Raw genomic sequence first — 13,499 nt, forward strand, 5'->3', positions numbered from 1 at the left:
TTGAGGCGAGGCGCCAGATTGCCCGCACGCACTCGCTATAATCACTAACCAACGTCATTCTACCGATGCCGTCGCCGTTTGCCCAAGACCACTCCTAGTGTTGCCTCAATGCCCGAGTACGAACTCCTCTCCGATTACCCGCTGCTCGCGCACAACACCTTCGGTTTCGATGTCCGCGCCAAATATGCCGTTCGGCTGACGGAAGAAGCACAAATCGCATCGCTCGCCCGTGACGAACGCGTCAAGAACGCGGCGCGGCTGGTGCTTGGCGGCGGCAGCAACGTGGTGTTGACGCAGGACTTCGACGGTCTTGCCCTGCTGATGGAATTGCGCGGCCGCCATGTCATTCGCGAAGACGCGGATGCCGTCTACGTGGAGGCGGGTGCGGGAGAAAACTGGCACGAATTCGTCGCATGGACCTTGTCGCAAGGCCTGCCCGGGCTGGAGAATCTCGCGTTGATTCCAGGGACGGTGGGCGCGGCCCCTATCCAGAACATCGGCGCGTACGGTCTTGAAATGGGCGAGCGCTTTGACACGCTTCGGGCCGTCGAATTGTCGACGGGAGACATGCGCGAATTCGATTCCAACGCGTGCGCGTTCGGTTACCGCGACAGCTTTTTCAAGCGGGAAGGGCGCGGGCGTTTTGTGATCGTATCGGTAACGTTTCGTTTGCCGAAAAAATGGGTGCCTCGCGCGGAATACGCGGATATCGCGCGGGTACTCGAGAACGGTTCATCGGACAGTCCGCAGGCTATCTTCGACGCAGTCGTCGCCGTGCGTCAGGCAAAGCTGCCCGACTGGCGTGTGCTTGGAAACGCGGGGAGTTTCTTCAAGAACCCGGTGATCGGCGCGGCCGAGTTCAGTGCGCTCAAGGCGCGCGAGCCGGACCTTGTCTCTTACAAGCAGCCGGACGGACAGTTTAAACTCGCGGCAGGCTGGTTGATCGACCGATGCGGGTGGAAAGGCCGCTCCATTGGCGCCGCTGCCGTTCACGACCGGCAGGCGCTGGTGCTGGTCAATCGCGGCGGCGCGTCGGGCGCACAAATCCTCGAACTCGCCGATACCATTAAACGCGACGTGTACGCGCGCTTCGCCGTAGAGCTTGAGACGGAACCCGTATGTCTTTGACGCGGCGCTGACCGCTGCAAACGAAAAACCCGCCGGGAGGCGGGTTTTTCACTTCAACTTCGAGCATTCCTTCGAGCATTCATTAGCACTTAAGCACAGCACTTAACCCTGCGCTCAGCCACCACGCTTGCGACGCGCATTCTCCGCAATCCGCATGCGCAACGCATTCAGCTTGATGAACCCGCCAGCATCGGCTTGATCGTACGCGCCGCCGTCGTCGTCGAACGTGGCGATGTTCTTGTCGAACAGCGTTTCCTTCGAATCGCGCGCCACTACCGTCACGCTGCCCTTATAAAGCTTCACGCGCGTCCAGCCGTTCACCTTGTCCTGCGTGTGATCGATCAGCACTTGCAGCGCGCGCCGCTCCGGGCTCCACCAGTAGCCGTTGTAAATTAGCGAGGCGTAACGCGGCATCAGATCGTCCTTCAGGTGCGCGACTTCACGATCCAGCGTGATCGACTCGATTCCACGATGCGCCTTGAGCATGATCGTGCCGCCCGGCGTTTCGTAACATCCGCGCGACTTCATGCCGACATAGCGGTTCTCGACCAGATCCAGCCGTCCAATGCCGTGCTTGCCGCCAATCGCGTTCAATTCGGTCAGCATGTCCGCTGGCGACAAACGCTTGCCGTTCAACGCAACCGGATCGCCCTTTTCGAATTCGATATCCAGATATTCCGGCGCGTCCGGCGCGTCTTCCGGCGCAACGGTCCAGCGCCACATGTCCGCTTCGGCTTCGGCCTTCGGATCTTCCAGATGACGGCCTTCGAACGAAATGTGCAGCAGGTTCGCGTCCATGGAGTAGGGCGCGCCGCCTTGCTTGTGCTTCATTTCAATTGGAATGCCCGCTTTTTCGGCGTAAGCCAGCAGCTTTTCACGCGACAGCAGATCCCATTCACGCCACGGCGCGATCACCTTGATGCCCGGTTCGAGCGAGTAATAACCCAGCTCGAAACGCACCTGATCGTTACCCTTGCCGGTCGCGCCATGCGACACGGCTTGCGCACCCACGGCACGCGCGATCTCGATCTGGCGTTTCGCTATCAACGGCCGCGCAATCGACGTCCCGAGCAGATATTCGCCTTCGTAGATCGTGTTGGCACGGAACATTGGAAACACGAAGTCGCGCACGAACTCCTCACGCAGATCTTCGATAAAAATGTTGTCCTGCTTGATGCCGAGTTGCAGCGCTTTCTTGCGCGCCGGTTCGAGTTCTTCGCCCTGACCAATGTCAGCGGTGAACGTCACGACTTCAGCGTCGTAGTTGTCTTGCAACCACTTCAGGATGACGGAGGTATCGAGGCCGCCCGAGTAGGCGAGCACGACTTTTTTGATATCGCTCATGGTGAACTCGTATGGCTGGAAAACGGTGTGCGCCGGGCTGACAGCGCGCGGAAAACCGCTATTTTGACACTAAATGGCGGCCATTCCGCATTTTCGGGACGATACGGCGTTTCAACCCGGCCTCAATGATTGAGTTTGCCGAGCAGCAGGTATTCCATTAACGCCTTCTGAACATGCAGGCGGTTTTCTGCTTCGTCCCAGACCACGCTCTGCGGACCGTCGATCACTTCCGCGCTCACTTCTTCTCCGCGATGCGCCGGCAGGCAATGCATGAACAGTGCGTCGGGGTTTGCGCGCGCCATCATGTCCGCGTCAACGCACCAGTCGGCGAATGCCTTCTTGCGCACTTCGTTCTCGGCTTCAAAACCCATGCTGGTCCACACGTCCGTGGTGACCAGATCCGCGCCGGTGCAGGCGTCGTTCGGATCGGCGAACTCTTCATAGAACGGCGCGCTTTCCGGGGCCACGAGCGCCGGGTCGAGCGAATAACCGGGCGGCGTGGAAAGACGCAACTTGAAGCCGAGAATCTGCGCGGCCTCGATCCACGTGTACAGCATGTTGTTGGCATCGCCCACCCAGGCCACGGTTTTCCCCGCAATAGGGCCGCGCAATTCGTAGTACGTGAAGACGTCGGCGAGAACCTGACACGGATGATATTCGTTCGTCAGCCCATTGATTACCGGCACGCGCGAATTTTCGGCGAACCGCTGGATGATGTGCTGGCCGAACGTGCGGATCATGATGATGTCGACCATGCGCGAGACCACTTGCGCCGCGTCCTCGATGGGTTCGCCTCGCCCGAGTTGCGTGTCGCGCGTGCTGAGAAACACTGCGTGACCGCCAAGCTGGAAGATGCCCGCTTCGAACGAAAGCCGCGTACGCGTTGAGTTCTTCTCGAAGATCATCGCCAGCGTCCGGTCGTGCAGCGGATGATAGGTTTCGTAGCTCTTGAACTTGCGCTTCAGAATGCGTGCGCGTTCGAGCACGTAATCATAATCGTCGAGGGAGAAATCCTTGAACTGCAGATAGTGGCGAATTTTTTTTTCGGTCATGAAATGCGTACGGCGGCTTCAGCCGGCAAATTTCGCCGGACGGCGCCGCCGTCGTGGTGGTATCGAATTTCAGCATAAAGGAAATTTTGCCATTTGACGAGCCGGCCAAATAGCCAGTGCTCGCTGTCCCATGCGTCGCGGTATGCCGTCCTGCAGCCCGTCTGGCGTGGTTCAGCGGCTTTGTGTGCAGTGCGGAAAAAGGCCCTCTGCTGTATAATCAGCCTCGTTTCTCCGGCAGTCCTGATACCTTTCGACTGCTTTCAGCACGGCTTCATAGCGGCTTTTGTATCCTTTTGCGGCAGATGTCTGCGCTTCTGCAGACATAGGCGGACATCCATGTTCGCGTACCGCTGCCTGCCAAAGGTAAGCCGTGAATCATGTCGAGAATGGGCTTGTCGGGGCTTATTGAACGCCAGGTTTCACCGCGGTTTTCACTGAGACAAGGGTCACCAAGCCGGGCTCAGTTTCTTTCGGGTCACCTTGCCAATCGTGCATGCGCGTTTGCCGGCGGTCTCCGCCGGTCGTCAAACAGGTATTCCTACATGGCCGAAACAACCCCAACCGAATACTTTATCCAGGGCGTTACGTCGAACGGCAAGACCTTTCGGCCAAGTGACTGGTCGGAGCGGCTTTGCGGCGTGATGTCGGATTATGGCCCGAAGAAGCGCGGACCTAACGCGCGCCTGCAGTATTCCATCTACGTGCGGCCTACTTTGCTCGGCAACGTGAAGACGGTGATCCTCGACTCGCGGTTGCGCGATATCGAACCCATGGCTTTCGACTTTGTGATGAACTTCGCCAAGGACAACGATCTGCTCGTGACCGAAGCCTGCGAATTGCCGCCACATCACGGAACGCAGCAGCCGTGATGTAAAGAGGGCGCTTCGATACACGCCCCGAAAGCACGACAAAAAACCCGCCATTGGCGGGTTTTTCTATTGCTGCTTCTGCAGATCAAAGTCTCGATGCTTCAATTTTGACTTCAACGCAAAAGCAACTGCCTGTCACGCGTGAAGCGAGGCAGGCCGCAACCGGAATCCTTAGGCAGCAGGTGCTTGCAGACCCTTGATGGCAGCCGACAGACGGCTCTTATGGCGAGCAGCCTTGTTCTTGTGAACGATGCGCTTGTCCGCAATGATGTCGATGGTCTTGACCGACGTCTTGTAGATTTCCGCAGCCTTGGCCTGGTCGCCGGCGTCGATTGCCTTGCGAACTGCCTTGATGGCGGTGCGGAACTTCGAGCGCAGCGCCGAGTTGTGCGAGTTTGCCTTCGCGCTTTGACGGGCGCGCTTGCGAGCTTGTGCGGTATTTGCCATGACGGTTCCTTATCCTGTTCCAGCTATGTGTTTCAGCGCTTCCCGTTTAGCTTCCGGAGCGAGCCCAGCTCAATGCCGGCCCGGCTCCGCACAAGATAAAACGAGGTCAATCCGATGCGCTGTTTATGATCAAACCCTCGGGATCGATTGCCCGAAAGCGCAAAAAACGTCGAAAGAAGACGCGAAACCGCAGTGCCTGGTATGTGCTTACCCGTGCCGAAAGCGGATTCAGGAGCTTCGAAACCGGCGATTATAGCAACGAAATCATGGCACTGGCAAGCACGAAGGGTTTTTCCGGACTTGTTGCAGGCAACATCCCGCAACCACCGCGCAGCGCACGATAACACCACGTTCGCAAATCGCGGTTGCAAATTCTAACCAATGGGGAATTGTTGCAACGCGTTGCGTTCATGGTGCCGCCCGTATAATAAGCGCCCCATGAATCTATTCCGAGCCCTCCTGACGGTCAGCGGATTCACGTTGCTTTCCCGCGTGACCGGCCTGATCCGAGAAACGCTGATCGCGCGAGCTTTCGGCGCCAGTCAATTCACCGACGCGTTCTACGTCGCCTTTCGCATCCCGAACCTGCTGCGGCGCCTGTCCGCGGAAGGCGCGTTCTCGCAGGCCTTCGTGCCGATTCTCGCCGAGTTCAAGAACACCGAGGGCCATGACGCAACCAAGGCGCTCGTCGATGCAATGTCCACGGTGCTTGCCTGGGCGCTCGCCGTGGTGTCGCTGGTGGGCGTGGCGGGCGCGTCGTGGGTCGTGTTCGCCGTGGCCTCCGGCCTGGAACACGATGGCCGCGCGTTCGGCTACGCCGTAACCATGACCCAGATCATGTTCCCGTACATCATTTTCATTTCGCTGACGTCGCTGGCGTCGGGCGTGCTGAACACGTACCGGAAGTTCTCGCTGCCCGCGTTCGCGCCCGTGCTGCTCAATGTGTCATTTATCGCGGCGGCGGTTTTCCTCGCGCCGCATCTGAAAGTGCCCATCTATGCGTTGGCGTACGCGGTGATTGCTGGCGGGATCCTTCAGTTTCTGGTGCAACTGCCGGGGCTGAAAAAGATCGACATGATTCCGCGCATCGGCTGGAATTTTGTCAAGGCGCTGCGTCATCCCGGGGTCAAGCGCGTGCTGATCAAGATGGTGCCGATGACCTTCGGCGTCTCGGTCGCGCAACTGAGCCTGATCATCAATACGAATATTGCGTCGCGGCTTGGGGCGGGCGCGGTGTCGTGGATCAACTACTCCGATCGCCTGATGGAATTCCCGAGCGCGCTGCTCGGTGCCGCGCTCGGCACGATCCTGCTGCCGAGCCTCTCGAAAGCGCACGTGGACAAGGATACGGTCGAATATTCGGCGCTTCTCGACTGGGGCCTGCGCATTACGTTCCTGCTGGCCGCGCCCAGCGCCGTGGCGCTGTTTTTCTTCGCCCAGCCGCTCACGGCGACGCTCTTCGGCTACGGCAAATTCGATGCGAATTCGGTGGTCATGGTCGGCCGCGCGTTGGCGATGTACGGCATCGGGCTGGTCGGGCTGATTCTGATCAAGATCCTGACGCCGGGCTTCTACGCGAAGCAGGACATCAAGACGCCAGTGATTATCGGCATTGTGGTGTTGATCGCGATCCAGATCAGCAACCTGGTTTTCGTGCCCATATTCGCGCACGCCGGGCTGACGCTTTCCATTGGACTGGGCGCGTGCGTGAATGCGACCATGCTGTTTATCGGCTTGAGGATGCGCGGAATTTACCAGCCGTCGCCGGGATGGACGCGGTTTTTCATCCAGTTGCTCGGGGCATGCCTCGTGCTGGCAGGAGTCATGCACATGGTGGCGGGCGCGTTCGACTGGATCGGAATGCGCGCCGCACCGCTGCAGCGCATTGCGCTTCTTGGGGCCAGCCTGGTTGTATTCGCTGCGCTATATTTCGGTATGCTCTCCGCAATGGGCTTTAAATACGCGTATTTCAGAAGGCGAACGCAGTGATGACGACCACGCGCATGCTCGACTATTTCACTTCGCTGGTGGCGGAGGACGACAGTCTGCCGCTCACCGAGGCGGCGTTGTCGCTTGCGCAGGATGCGTATCCCGACCTCGACTTGCAGGGCGTGCTGGCAGAGATCGACGAACTGGTGCTGCGGGTGCGCCGCCGCATGCCGGACGACGCCGACATCAAGCAGAAAGTCGGCGTGCTGAACCGTTTTTTCTTCCGTGAGCTGGGTTTCACCAGCAATCTCAACGACTATTACGATCCCGACAACAGCCACCTGAACATCGTGCTGAAGCGTCGGCGTGGCATTCCTATTTCGCTTGCGGTCATCTATCTGGAGATGAGCGAGCAGCTTGGCATTCCAGTGCGCGGCGTGTCGTTTCCGCAGCATTTCCTGTTGCGCGTGACCACGCCGGAAGGCGACGTGATGCTTGATCCGACCACGGGGCATTCGTTGTCCGAGTCCGCGATGGTCGAAATGCTCGAACCTTATGTACAGCGGGTGGGGGAGTCGATCAGCAGTGCGTTGCGCGTACTCTTGCAGCCAGCGACGCGCCGGGAAATCATCGGAAGGATGTTGCGTAACCTGAAGAGCATTTACCTGCAGACGGAGCGCTGGCAGCGGTTGCTGGCGGTGCAACAACGGCTCGTGATCCTGATGCCGGGCAGCATCGAGGAAGTGCGCGATCGCGGGTTCGCTTATGCGCGCCTGGATTACTTGCGCCCGGCAATGGAAGATTTGCGCCGATATCTGGACGACCGCCCCGATGCGGAAGACGCCACCGTAGTGGAAACGGAACTGCATGAACTCCGGCAGCGAACGCAGCACAACGGCGATTGATCCGGCATCGCAAAAACGGCGGCGCATCCTCAAGATGCGCCGCCGTTTCGTTTTTACTTCGGCTGCATCCGGATCGCGCCGTCCAGGCGGATCACTTCGCCGTTGAGCATCGGGTTGTCGAAGATCTGCTTGACGAGCATGGCGTACTCGTCGGGTTTGCCGAGCCGCGATGGAAACGGCACCATGGCCCCGAGCGCGTCCTGCACTTCCTGTGGCATGCCGAGCAGCATCGGCGTTTCGAAGATACCCGGCGCTATGGTCATTACACGAATGCCGTTACGTGACAGATCACGCGCGATAGGCAAGGTCATGCCGACCACGCCGCCCTTCGAAGCCGCATACGCTGCTTGTCCGATCTGGCCGTCGTAGGCCGCGACCGACGCCGTGCTCACGATCACGCCGCGCTCGCCGGCCGCGTTCGGTTCGTTCTTCGACATGGCCGCAGCCGAAAGCCGGATCATGTTGAACGTGCCGATCAGGTTCACGCCAATGGTCTTCGCAAATACATCGAGTGAATGCGGGCCATCCTTGCCGACGGTTTTCGCAGCCGGCGCAATGCCCGCGCAATTCACGAGTCCGCGCAGGCTACCGAGCTCAAGTGCGGCGTCCACGGCGCGCTGGCCATCTTCCTCGCGGCTTACGTCGCACTTCACAAACACACCGCCGAGTTCCTTCGCGAGCTTCTCGCCGCCGGTTTCGTTCATGTCCGCAATGACGACCTTGCCGCCATGATCGCGGATCAGTTGCGCCGTGGCCGCGCCCAGGCCCGATGCGCCGCCGGTGACGAGGAAAACGTTGTCCTGGATATCCATGCTGTGCTCCTCAATGGTGGTGATGTGCCAAGAGATCGATAAAAGCAAAACCCGCTCGGCCAATGAAGCACGAGCGGGTTTCAGAAGGCGTGCTTGCGGCGCCGGGCGCTAGGATCAGGTCAGTGCGTCGAACACGCGCTGACGGATTTCGTCGACCGTGCCGAGGCCCGAGATACGCCGGTATTCCGGCGCCTTCAAACCGTTGTTGTCGCCGTGCTTCGACCAGTTGTTGTAGTAATCGATCAGCGGCTTGGTTTGCGCCACGTACACGTCCAGGCGCTTTTTCACGGTCTCTTCCTTGTCGTCGTCGCGCTGAATGAGCGGCTCGCCGGTCACGTCGTCAAGGCCTTCCCGCTTCGGCGGATTGAACTTGACGTGATACGTGCGCCCGGACGCCGCGTGCGAGCGCCGTCCGCTCATGCGCTCGATGATGTCCGCGAAAGGCACGTCGATCTCAAGCACATAGTCGATGGCGACAGCCGCCTGCTTCATGGCGTCGGCCTGGGGAAGCGTGCGCGGGAAACCGTCGAACAGATAGCCATTCGCGCAGTCCGGTTCCTGCAGTCGTTCTTTCACGAGGTTGATGATGAGCGCGTCCGGCACGAGTTCGCCGGCGTCCATGAAGCGCTTGGCTTCCACGCCCAGCGGCGACCCGGCTTTCACGGCGGCGCGCAGCATGTCGCCCGTGGAGATTTGCGGAATGCCGAACTTTTCCTTGATGAAGGTGGCCTGGGTGCCCTTGCCGGCGCCGGGAGCGCCCAACAGGATCAAACGCATGGTGATATCTCCGAATCGAATAGAAACCGCTCACGCAGCGAGGCTTATTTGGCGTCCGGCCGCTATTGACGCAATGCCCGGGAGAAGCCCGAAACGAGGCGCGACGAGCCGAATTCGAGAGACGGCGCGGCACCAGTCGACATGGGCGCTCGGGAGCAAAGGCGCTGACCGGAAGGCTCGCGCTACCGGCCGATTATGCCATGCATCGTCACAATGGCGACCCGAAAAAAGGCCGCAAAGGGCTTGTTATGCAGGGCGTGGCGGGGTTAACGCGAGTTGCCCGGAACGGCTTCGGCGCGTTAGGACGAAGCCGGAAACAGCGCGCGCACGCGGGCCAGATCGGCGGGAGTATCGACACCTGGCGGCGGTGCATCCGTTGTTGTCAGCACGGCAATGCGCTCGCCGTGCCAGAGCGCGCGAAGCTGTTCGAGCGCTTCCGCCTCTTCTATGGGCGCCACGCTCAGTGCGGGATAAGCCCGCAGGAACTTCGCGCGATACGCGTACAGGCCGATGTGCCGCAGGACGTTAGACGGAATCGGCGGGCGCGATGCCAGCGCAGCCACGTTGGGCCATTCCTTCTGCCACGCATCGCGCGACCAGGGAATCGGTGCACGCGAAAAATAGAGCGCGACACTTTTTGAATCCAGCACGACTTTCACGACGTTTGGATTGAATACGTCAGCAGGATCGTGGATGGGATGCGCCGCCGTCGCGATGGCGCACGACGGGTGCGCCGCCAGATGCGCCGCCACGTTGCGCACGAGCGCTGGGTCGATCAGCGGTTCGTCGCCTTGCACGTTGACCACGATGGTCTCGTCGCTCCAGCCGAAGTGCGTGGCGACTTCGGCGAGACGGTCCGTGCCGTTCGGATGATCGGCGCGCGTGAGGAGCACATCGAAGCCATGTTCCTTTGCGACCGCGACGACACGCGGCGAATCCGTTGCGATCAGCACTTGCAGCGCGCCCGACAAACGCGCGCGCTCGGCGACGCGCACGACCATCGGCTTTCCGCCGATATCCGCCAGCGGCTTGTCCGGCAGCCGCGTGGATGCAAGCCGCGCGGGCACCACGGCAATGAAGGGCGGCACGACCGGCGTGTGAGCGTTCATTGTGCGATCAGTTCCCGCTGACCGGTTTCAACGGATCGACGGGCGTGCCTTCCACCGTCTGGCGCGCTTCGTCGGGCAGCATGATGGGAATGCCGTCGCGAATGGGATAGGCGAGTTTGTCGACGTTGCAGATGAGTTCCTGCGCCGCGCGGTCATACGTGAGCTGGGTCTTGCAAATCGGGCAGACAAGGATTTCAAGCAGGCGTGCGTCCACGAAGTTTCTCCACAACTAATGCGATGAGGCGGGGTTTGAGCACGGCTTCCACTGGGACGACCCAGATGCGCGCGTCACGCCAGGCTCCGAATTTTACTGCATCCTTCTCGGTGATCAGGATCGAATCCGCGTCGATGCCGGCAAACGGGTTGTCGTGGTAATCGTAATGATCGGGGAACGCGCGGGTCGCAAGCGTCAGGCCTTCTGCCCGCAGCGACGCGAAGAACCGTTCCGGCGATCCAATGCCCGCCGCCGCCACGATCCGCTCGCCCTTGAACGCGGCGAGTGGGCGGCGTACAGCGGGGTCATCGAGCAGCCATGCGTCGCTGGTCGCGAGGTCGAGCGAAAACGTGTTGGGCCACGGCGGCAGCGCGCGGTCGTAGGGACTATTGATGAGCGTGGCGTCACGCCGCCGCGACATGGATTCACGCAGCGGCCCGGCCGGCAGCAGGAACCCGTTGCCGCCCAGACGGTCGTCGAAAACCACGAGTTCGAAGCTGCGCGCGAGACGGTAATGCTGCAGGCCGTCGTCGCTCACGATCACATCCACCGATGGATACGCCTTCAACAACGTCCGCGCGGCGGCGACGCGATCCGGCGACACCATGACCGGCGCGTGCGTGCGGCGGGCGATGAGCAGGGGTTCGTCGCCGACTTCGGTCGGTTTGCTTTCGGGCGTGACGCGCGTTGCTTCGTGGATCTTCGCGCCGTAGCCGCGCGAGACGACGCCCGGCTGAAAGCCGGCGGCGCGAAGCGCTTCCACGAGCGCGATCACGGTCGGCGTCTTGCCGGTGCCGCCCACGGTCACGTTGCCGACCACCACGACCGGCACGCCCGGGTCGACTTGCTTGATCCAGCCGAGCGCAAAAACCGCGCGTCGAATGGCGGCGATCAGGCCGAATACGCACGCGAATGGCGTCAGCGACCACGCCACCCAGCCGCGCCGGCGCCATTCGCGGGCAAGGAAATTTTCAATCGGCGGTTTGAAATCAGACACGGCGTTCCTCGCCCTCGTTCGATAGAAAAGCGCGGGACTGGATTGGCCGGTGCTTGAAGCATGACGATAATGCCGAGGGTAACGGCCAGCACCTTTGCATCGGGGCGGTTCTCCAAAATGGGGCGGACGGAAAGCGGTCGACGGGCGATGCTCGAACCCGGCACTCTAGCGCGGTGCCGCGAGCGACGCCAGTCGAAGGCCGGAATCAAGCGGCGCAGTTTTACACGGAACGTCCTGTGGATAACTCTGTGAACAAGTTGGCGTTCATCGCCCGGAAATCGGCATCGGGCCGCGCTTGTTTCGGTTAAAAGTCAGTGAAAACGTGAAAATATTATAAAAAACAATAGCTTAAATATCATTCATGCTGGATTCACAATCCTATGGCATTGCTTTCGATACCGTGTGCATTGTGGACACTTGCTACACTTCGGCGGCCGATTGGCTATCCGTTCGCTGTCGCGCCACCGCAATCAACCGACCCTTTCCTTTGATGAGCCCCGATCCTTTCTCACCTTCCGGACAATCCACCGGCGCCCCCAGCACGGAAGCCGTGATCCCCGTTTCGGCACTGAATCGCGCGATCGGTTCTATGCTCGAGCGCTCGTTTCCGCTGGTCTGGGTATCGGGCGAGGTCTCGAATTTTACGAAAGCGGCGAGCGGCCACTGGTATTTCTCGATCAAGGACGCGCAGGCGCAAATGCGATGCGTGATGTTTCGCGGACGTGCGCAGTATGCCGAATTCACGCCGCGTGAAGGCGACCGGATCGAAGTGCGTGGCCTTGTCACCATGTACGAACCGCGCGGCGAGTTGCAGCTCGGCGTGGAAGCGGTTCGCCGTACCGGACAGGGCCGGTTATATGAAGCGTTTCTGAAGCTGAAAGCCAAGCTCGAAGCCGAAGGCTTGTTCGCCGCTGAACGAAAGCGCACGCTGCCGCAACATCCGCGTGCCATTGGAATTGTGACGTCGTTGCAAGCCGCCGCCTTGCGCGACGTGCTCACCACGCTTTCACGCCGCGCGCCGCACGTGCCGGTGATCGTGTATCCGGCACCCGTGCAGGGCGCCGGGGTGGCCGCGAAACTCGCCGCCATGGTCGACCAGGCGAGCGCACGGCGGGAAGTGGATGTGCTGATTGTGTGTCGTGGTGGCGGTTCGATCGAGGACTTGTGGGCCTTTAACGAAGAGGTGCTTGCGCGCGCAATCGCCGAGAGCGCAATGCCCGTTGTCAGCGGCGTTGGCCACGAGACGGATTTCACCATCGCTGATTTCGCCGCCGATGTCCGCGCGCCCACGCCCACGGCAGCGGCCGAACTCGTCAGTCCGCAGCGCGTGTTGCTGCTGCGCGATCTGGATCATCGGCATGCATCGCTGGCGCGCAGTTTTGGCCGGATGATGGAGCGGCGCGCGCAGCAACTCGACTGGCTCGCGCGCCGGCTGGTTAGCCCGGCAGAGCGGCTGGAACGCCAGCGGATTCATTTGCATCAACTGGCCACGCGGCTTGCTTCCGCTGGCGCGCGTCCGGTGCGCGACGCCCGCGCGCGCTTCGCCCTCGTGCAGATGCGCTGGCAGCGCTGGCGTCCGGATCTTGCCGCCGAGCGCGAACACCTGATGCGTGTCGCGCAGCGCCTGAGCGACTCGCAAGGGCGCAGGCACGAGCGGGCGGCGGCGCGGATATCGGAACTATCGGCGAGATTGCAGGTGTTGAGCCCGCAGCGCACGCTCGAGCGCGGCTACGCCGCGTTGATTGATTCGCAGTCGGGGCGCGCAGTGCGCTCGCCGAATGCGCTCAAGCCAAAGCGGCCATTAACGGTGCACTTGGCGCAAGGCGCGGCAGATGTTTTGCTCGCCGATGTGCAAGCGCGTTTGTCGGACGAATTCTAGGCGCGGCACGCTCCATGCGCCGCATGAAACTGCCGCT

General features: G+C 61.0%; 13 protein-coding genes. 5 read left to right on the forward strand and 8 right to left on the reverse strand.

Annotated features, from left to right (window positions below; genetic code table 11):
• Nucleotides 1–108 precede the first annotated feature (108 nt).
• Entirely contained in the window at nt 109–1,128 is a 1,020-nt protein-coding gene (gene murB, locus AWB64_RS24630; protein ID WP_060858051.1) for a UDP-N-acetylmuramate dehydrogenase, read from the forward strand.
• A gap of 114 nt (nt 1,129–1,242) precedes the next feature.
• On the opposite strand, the gene AWB64_RS24635 is transcribed toward murB, so the two are convergent.
• The gene (locus AWB64_RS24635) at nt 1,243–2,472 is read right to left on the reverse strand and encodes an argininosuccinate synthase (protein ID WP_060858052.1); all 1,230 of its coding nucleotides are present in this window, start codon (nt 2,470–2,472) and stop codon (nt 1,243–1,245) included.
• 122 nt (nt 2,473–2,594) lie between these two features.
• Nucleotides 2,595–3,524, reverse strand: coding sequence for an ornithine carbamoyltransferase (argF, locus tag AWB64_RS24640; RefSeq protein WP_060858053.1), 930 nt, complete (start codon nt 3,522–3,524; stop codon nt 2,595–2,597).
• Between the two features lie 542 nt (nt 3,525–4,066).
• Between argF and AWB64_RS24645 the strand changes: the two genes are divergently transcribed.
• The gene (locus AWB64_RS24645) at nt 4,067–4,393 is read left to right on the forward strand and encodes a DUF3579 domain-containing protein (RefSeq protein WP_060858054.1); all 327 of its coding nucleotides are present in this window, start codon (nt 4,067–4,069) and stop codon (nt 4,391–4,393) included.
• A gap of 171 nt (nt 4,394–4,564) precedes the next feature.
• Here the strand turns inward: AWB64_RS24645 and rpsT are convergent, their stop codons facing one another.
• Nucleotides 4,565–4,840 carry a 30S ribosomal protein S20 gene (rpsT, locus tag AWB64_RS24650; RefSeq protein WP_047845158.1) on the reverse strand — a complete coding sequence of 92 codons (276 nt, stop codon included), beginning with the start codon at nt 4,838–4,840 and terminating at the stop codon, nt 4,565–4,567.
• A gap of 438 nt (nt 4,841–5,278) precedes the next feature.
• On the opposite strand from rpsT, the gene murJ reads away from it, so the two are divergent.
• The gene (gene murJ, locus AWB64_RS24660; protein ID WP_060858056.1) at nt 5,279–6,829 is read left to right on the forward strand and encodes a murein biosynthesis integral membrane protein MurJ; all 1,551 of its coding nucleotides are present in this window, start codon (nt 5,279–5,281) and stop codon (nt 6,827–6,829) included.
• Entirely contained in the window at nt 6,829–7,674 is an 846-nt protein-coding gene (locus AWB64_RS24665; protein ID WP_060858057.1) for a SirB1 family protein, read from the forward strand. The genes murJ and AWB64_RS24665 overlap by 1 nt, the downstream gene beginning before the upstream one ends.
• Nucleotides 7,675–7,727: 53 nt before the next feature.
• Here AWB64_RS24665 and AWB64_RS24670 read toward each other — a convergent pair whose 3' ends face one another.
• The 5 genes from AWB64_RS24670 to lpxK form a co-directional block, all read right to left on the reverse strand.
• Nucleotides 7,728–8,486, reverse strand: coding sequence for a 3-hydroxyacyl-CoA dehydrogenase (locus tag AWB64_RS24670; RefSeq protein WP_060858058.1), 759 nt, complete (start codon nt 8,484–8,486; stop codon nt 7,728–7,730).
• A gap of 114 nt (nt 8,487–8,600) precedes the next feature.
• The gene (gene adk, locus AWB64_RS24675; RefSeq protein WP_060858059.1) at nt 8,601–9,263 is read right to left on the reverse strand and encodes an adenylate kinase; all 663 of its coding nucleotides are present in this window, start codon (nt 9,261–9,263) and stop codon (nt 8,601–8,603) included.
• Between the two features lie 299 nt (nt 9,264–9,562).
• On the reverse strand, nt 9,563–10,372 hold the full coding sequence (gene kdsB, locus AWB64_RS24680; protein WP_060858060.1) for a 3-deoxy-manno-octulosonate cytidylyltransferase: 810 nt from the start codon (nt 10,370–10,372) through the stop codon (nt 9,563–9,565).
• Nucleotides 10,373–10,379: 7 nt separating this feature from the next.
• On the reverse strand, nt 10,380–10,586 hold the full coding sequence (locus tag AWB64_RS24685) for a Trm112 family protein (protein WP_060858061.1): 207 nt from the start codon (nt 10,584–10,586) through the stop codon (nt 10,380–10,382).
• Nucleotides 10,567–11,583, reverse strand: a complete 1,017-nt coding sequence (lpxK, locus tag AWB64_RS24690; RefSeq protein ID WP_060858062.1) for a tetraacyldisaccharide 4'-kinase — start codon at nt 11,581–11,583, stop codon at nt 10,567–10,569. Before lpxK ends, AWB64_RS24685 begins: the two co-directional genes overlap by 20 nt.
• Nucleotides 11,584–12,073: 490 nt before the next feature.
• Between lpxK and xseA the strand changes: the two genes are divergently transcribed.
• Nucleotides 12,074–13,462, forward strand: coding sequence for an exodeoxyribonuclease VII large subunit (xseA, locus tag AWB64_RS24695; RefSeq protein WP_060858080.1), 1,389 nt, complete (start codon nt 12,074–12,076; stop codon nt 13,460–13,462).
• Nucleotides 13,463–13,499 lie beyond the last annotated feature (37 nt).

It is taken from the genome of Caballeronia sordidicola (assembly GCF_001544455.2).
Taxonomy (GTDB): domain Bacteria; phylum Pseudomonadota; class Gammaproteobacteria; order Burkholderiales; family Burkholderiaceae; genus Caballeronia; species Caballeronia sordidicola.

Bases quoted from the DNA above. Each gene is read 5' to 3' on its own strand.
- AWB64_RS24665 (WP_060858057.1), top strand. From the start codon at position 6,829: ATGACGACCACGCGCATGCTCGACTATTTCACTTCGCTGGTGGCGGAG.
- AWB64_RS24670 (WP_060858058.1), bottom strand. From the start codon at position 8,486: ATGGATATCCAGGACAACGTTTTCCTCGTCACCGGCGGCGCATCGGGC.
- AWB64_RS24645 (WP_060858054.1), top strand. From the start codon at position 4,067: ATGGCCGAAACAACCCCAACCGAATACTTTATCCAGGGCGTTACGTCG.
- murB (WP_060858051.1), top strand. From the start codon at position 109: ATGCCCGAGTACGAACTCCTCTCCGATTACCCGCTGCTCGCGCACAAC.
- AWB64_RS24635 (WP_060858052.1), bottom strand. From the start codon at position 2,472: ATGAGCGATATCAAAAAAGTCGTGCTCGCCTACTCGGGCGGCCTCGAT.
- murJ (WP_060858056.1), top strand. From the start codon at position 5,279: ATGAATCTATTCCGAGCCCTCCTGACGGTCAGCGGATTCACGTTGCTT.
- xseA (WP_060858080.1), top strand. From the start codon at position 12,074: ATGAGCCCCGATCCTTTCTCACCTTCCGGACAATCCACCGGCGCCCCC.
- argF (WP_060858053.1), bottom strand. From the start codon at position 3,524: ATGACCGAAAAAAAAATTCGCCACTATCTGCAGTTCAAGGATTTCTCC.
- adk (WP_060858059.1), bottom strand. From the start codon at position 9,263: ATGCGTTTGATCCTGTTGGGCGCTCCCGGCGCCGGCAAGGGCACCCAG.
- rpsT (WP_047845158.1), bottom strand. From the start codon at position 4,840: ATGGCAAATACCGCACAAGCTCGCAAGCGCGCCCGTCAAAGCGCGAAG.
- kdsB (WP_060858060.1), bottom strand. From the start codon at position 10,372: ATGAACGCTCACACGCCGGTCGTGCCGCCCTTCATTGCCGTGGTGCCC.